The 4,327-nt window shown below is 57.3% G+C and carries 5 protein-coding genes and 3 pseudogenes; 4 read left to right on the plus strand and 4 right to left on the minus strand.

The features are described 5' to 3' along the window. A partial coding sequence (locus BSU04_RS45780; protein WP_218827364.1) for a hypothetical protein occupies nucleotides 1-289 on the plus strand: 289 nt, incomplete at its 5' end. On the opposite strand, the gene BSU04_RS29710 is transcribed toward BSU04_RS45780, so the two are convergent. The 3 genes and pseudogenes from BSU04_RS29710 to BSU04_RS48050 form a co-directional block, all read right to left on the minus strand. Beyond that, nucleotides 290-1,138, minus strand: a complete 849-nt coding sequence (locus BSU04_RS29710) for a tyrosine-type recombinase/integrase (protein ID WP_089163894.1) — start codon at nucleotides 1,136-1,138, stop codon at nucleotides 290-292. It abuts the gene before it with no gap. Next, nucleotides 1,135-1,536: a tyrosine-type recombinase/integrase gene (locus BSU04_RS48045; protein ID WP_306427237.1), complete on the minus strand. Its 402-nt coding sequence runs from the start codon at nucleotides 1,534-1,536 to the stop codon at nucleotides 1,135-1,137. Before BSU04_RS48045 ends, BSU04_RS29710 begins: the two co-directional genes overlap by 4 nt. Nucleotides 1,537-1,787: 251 nt before the next feature. Next, nucleotides 1,788-2,045: pseudogene (locus BSU04_RS48050) on the minus strand (site-specific integrase); the annotation flags it as partial. A 154-nt stretch (nucleotides 2,046-2,199) separates the two neighbouring features. Here BSU04_RS48050 and BSU04_RS29720 point away from each other — a divergent pair. Next, nucleotides 2,200-2,451 (plus strand): annotated as a pseudogene (locus BSU04_RS29720) (transposase domain-containing protein); the annotation flags it as partial. Nucleotides 2,452-2,576: 125 nt separating this feature from the next. On the opposite strand, the pseudogene BSU04_RS29725 reads toward BSU04_RS29720, so the two are convergent. Continuing rightward, nucleotides 2,577-2,933: pseudogene (locus tag BSU04_RS29725) on the minus strand (IS630-like element ISCARN21 family transposase); the annotation flags it as partial. A gap of 475 nt (nucleotides 2,934-3,408) precedes the next feature. Here BSU04_RS29725 and BSU04_RS29730 point away from each other — a divergent pair. Next, the gene (locus BSU04_RS29730) at nucleotides 3,409-3,861 is read left to right on the plus strand and encodes a carboxymuconolactone decarboxylase family protein (RefSeq protein ID WP_256982012.1); all 453 of its coding nucleotides are present in this window, start codon (nucleotides 3,409-3,411) and stop codon (nucleotides 3,859-3,861) included. A gap of 5 nt (nucleotides 3,862-3,866) precedes the next feature. Further along, on the plus strand, nucleotides 3,867-4,327 hold a 461-nt coding region (locus BSU04_RS29735; RefSeq protein WP_144021101.1), incomplete at its 3' end, for a winged helix-turn-helix domain-containing protein.

Here is a 4,327-nt window from a genome sequence, read left to right on the forward strand (position 1 = left end):
GAGGTGGGATACCAGCGGGCCACCACCGGAGCAACCGGGGAGTGCCGTGACGGCACCGTTGCGAGTGATCTTCATTGTGAGTCTCCCTGAATTGGGGGGAAATCCCCAGGAAGACGACACTCCAATGACGTCGAAAACTCAAGCGCCCACCGTAGCGCAGATCACTTACACAAAATCCGTATTGATTCACCGCCCCGTAACGACGCTGGCGAAGACCGCGACCACCGACGTGCAAACACCGCGTTTCCGTCCCAATGATCGCCTGCTGGCCTTCTTGAAGACCCTCTGATTATTCCGTATTGGCGCGGCCCCAAAGCCGGGTATTCTCCGGGGATTGCAGGCCCCGAAGATCGGTATGCGGAATAATCCGGGACTCGGAATAATGCCTTAGATCGTGGATACGTGGTTCCGGATAATCGCCTCGGGCAATCCAGCCAAGCTGTCTGCGCAAGTTGCAGAAGGTCTCCTCTGCATTCCAGATCTTCAGGGCGTGTCCCCACGGAGACAGGAAGAAGTTGTTGTTCATTGCGACCGGGAGAAACTTGTCGCGTTGTCGCGCGTAACATCGAAGAGCGGTGATGGTTGTCGCATGCAAAGGCACAAGACGGGATTTGCGGTATTTGCTTTGGCGAACGACCAACATACCGTGCTCAAGCAATACGTCCGCGCGCTCAAGTCGCAGCGCTTCCGAAATTCGCATGCCGGTAGCAGCAAGTAGGCCAAAAAGTGTTTCGTAAGTTGCTGGCTGTAGTCCGCCTGACGGACGCAGCTGTCCAGCTGCAGCTAAGAGCGCCTCGATTTCCTCATCGCTGTAGATATGAGGCGCCGGTCGGCGATGGGTAGAGCTCAGCAGCTTGGTCGGCTGGACTTGTGTGGCGGGATCAAACTGTTGAAGATACCTGATGAACTGACGGAGCACTTCAATCCGCTTCGCTGCGGTAATTGGCTGGGCAGAGTCGGAATCCCGGGCCCAGCGTAACGCGAGTTCCAACGTTACCGGGCCCTGGTGGCAGCCATTCTCGGCGAACCGGGCAAACGCAAGTAGTTGCGTCCCTTGGCTCTTCAGCTTGAAACCGAGTTGCCGCCTGGCATAGAGATAATCCTCTACCCGAGTAGTCATCAAACACAAGTGATTCATGATCTGCTCCCGGGCCAAGGGGAGACCACCGCCGCGAGTCTGCGGAAATCGACCTTGGCGTAAATCATGGTGGTATTGATGCTGCGATGGCGCAACACATCCGCGATGTCCTTGAGAGAAGCACCATTGCCCAGCATGCGACTGGCTGCGGTGTGCCGCAGTAAATGAGTACCCATGGACGAGCTCGGCCAACCGCATCGGGCATACGCCAGCCGGATCGCGCTGCTCACAACAGCCGGGGTGACCGGCCGGTCGAACGGGGCTCGATGTCGCACGAACAGCGCACGACTAGAGGTCTGGGGTCGACCGAAACGCACGTAATCGAACAATGCGCGCCCGGTTTGTACGGGCAGCGGCAAAAGATCCGTACGCTTGCATTTGGTTGCCCTGATGCGCAACGTTTGATTCGACGCATGTCAATGCGGTGACCACCAAATTGATCGACTAGAAAGTCGCACGCGCAGTCGCGGTGGTTGCGGCGGGTGCTCGCGGCAAGACCACGGATCTCGTCAAGATAAACGTCAAGGCAGTTTAACTCGTCGGCGATAGTACCAGGCAACCGAAGCGGCGGTGGTCGGATACAACCGTCCGCGCGAAGCACCTTAAGCAAATGTTTGAGCGCTGCCCGCGTGAAATTTGATGCGCACTTCCTTCGCCCGGGACAGTCGCAGTTCGGCAAGTGCACGGAGACGAATTGCCGTACCAGATTCTCATCGATCTGATCGAGCCTGATTCGCTTTCTGGTGAGCCAGCGCGAAAAGTGCGCGACGCTGGCAAGGTAATGTCCGATGGTGTGAAGGGCATAGCCGTGACTTTGAAGGTAGCCGACGTACGCCTGACGACTCGCGGCAAGAACACTATCTTCGAGCAGTTGCCACGATCGAACTCCGAGCTGGTCCTCTTCCATGATAGCTCTCCTCTGAGACAATCGAGTCTCTCAGAAAAGCACCATTTATTATGTTCAGCAAGAGCAACCCGCCATGCACTGCAACAGAGCCGGCGCAGCGTGCGGTACGCTACGGGCTCGGGAGGAGCCCTGCATAATTCGGTCACATGGATGAGAACGGGAAGTGCGCCCGTTTGCTACCAGCAGAAAATCGTGGTTGTTCAATGATACGGTGGCCGGCGCGAAAGCCAGTGCAACGATCTACAGCTTGATGCTCACCTGTCGGGCGTGCAACGTTGAGCCGTTCGAGTACTTGTGCGAAGTGCTCACCGAGTTGCCGCAGCGCGCGGCCGGTGCCGACGTGAGCGACTTGTTGCCATTCAACATCGGCGAGCGGCTCGCTCGACGCAAACCAACCTCCGACTAACGCTTCTAATGCGTCGGCTCCACGCCGACGCTCACTCCCATCCTTCGCTTTGGACATCGCCGACCTCGGTCGTCGCGGTGCGGCCCTGTTCGTCATGTCAACGTGTGCTTAATTGAGCGATTACCATAGTCGCGCCCGACTGTTGATGCCTTACCCGGTACCGGAGGCAGATCTGGTGCGCTCAATCCGATCGCCTGAACACTGGGCTTCTCATCGACGCTGACGGTGTAGATAGGGTTGGGTCGCGCATCATGAACGGCACTCTCCAGGTCGAGCGAGACATCCCGGTTGACCATCAGAACTTCCTGCATCTTGCGGTCGAACTCGGGGGCTCGTTTTTCCAGGTAGTAGCGAATCTTGCGGGGCTTGATCTCGTCCTCATTGAGGATGCGGCACAAGGTGGTTTTGTCAACGTTGGCCAGGCGAGCGAAGCCCGCGGCCTCGGCTCCCTCAGCCACAAACCTCGCCAGTGCGGAGATCGTCGATGAGCGACTCAGATTGGCCCCGATCCGCCGTTCGCACTCGCGTGACCACTACGTTCACTTCCAGCAAGGTACAACCGCCGCTCGCGTCGCCGAATTGGATGGCAAGCCATCGGTATAGCCCTATTTGATCAGACGATCCAGCCTGTGAATACCGTGAGGCTTTCGCTTTTCGTGGCGCTGACTTCAAAACATTTTAGCGGTTTATGCCTATCGGGAATGACTGTTATCGACAGCACCCGCCTTCTTCGCGTCGGGCTCGTGCTTCATCATCCGCTCATCGTGTCCCGCAAAGGGGCACCCAGTGAGCGCTCTTTCAAGCTTGTGTTTCATAACTTGCTCACGGTCAACCATCGAGGAAATACACAATGAGCGCGTTCCAAACTTACACGGTCGACAATGCACCGGCCGCATCGAAGGCCAGGCTGAAAGATACGAAACGGACCTTCGGCTTCGTACCGAACCTTCGGGGAATATGGCCGAATCACCGGAACTGCTCGCCGGATGCTCGGCACTGTGGGCCCTCTTTTCGAAGAGCACGCTGAAGCCGCACGAGCAACAGGTTGTCTATCTGACCTCCAACTTCGAGAACGACTGTGACTATTGCATGGCCGGTCACACCACGCTCGCGAAGATGATCAAGATGGATGCCGGCGTGAATACCGCGCACCTCGCCGGCACGTCGCTCCCCGATACCGGACTCGAGGCTCTGCATCGATTCACAACGCTAGTGGTGCAAGAAAGGGGCTTCGTTCTTAACGCTGAAGTCGAGACCTTCCTCGCCGCTGGCTACACGCTCCAAAACGTACTCGAAGTCATGTTGGGCGTGGCAGCCAAAGTAATGAGCAACTACACGAACTACATTTGCGTAAGCCATATTCGTAGTGCTTCTTCTTCCCGACCACCCTCACTATTTCGGGGCCTGTAAACATCATGATTGAAATAGGTGAATTTCAGATCGATCTGGAAATGCGCACTTTGCTGAAAAACGGCGAGGTTGTGCATGTCGGATCTCGCGCCTTCGACATCCTTGCCGTCGTCGCTTCGGCTGCGGGACGTCTCGTGACGAAAGACGAGATGATGAATGCCGTCTGGCCCAACACCGTCGTGGAAGAAAACAACCTCCAAGTCCATATGTCGGCGCTGCGCAAAATCTTGGGTACGGACCGCGATCTGATCCTCACCGTGCCGGGCCGCGGCTATCGCCTTCTCCAGCGGCGGAAAACCGTCCTGTCTCCCGAAACCGCGTCGCAGGCATCCGGAGGGCGTCCCCTTCCACCATCGACGTCCAAGCTTTTTGGACGCGACTGCGCAGTCAAGCAGATCCGCTCGATGCTGGCAAACTCACATGTGCTGACGTTGGTCGGCGCGGGCGGTATCGGCAAGACGACACT

The organism is Caballeronia sordidicola, assembly GCF_002220365.1.
In the GTDB taxonomy this organism is placed as follows: Bacteria; Pseudomonadota; Gammaproteobacteria; order Burkholderiales; family Burkholderiaceae; genus Caballeronia; species Caballeronia sordidicola_C.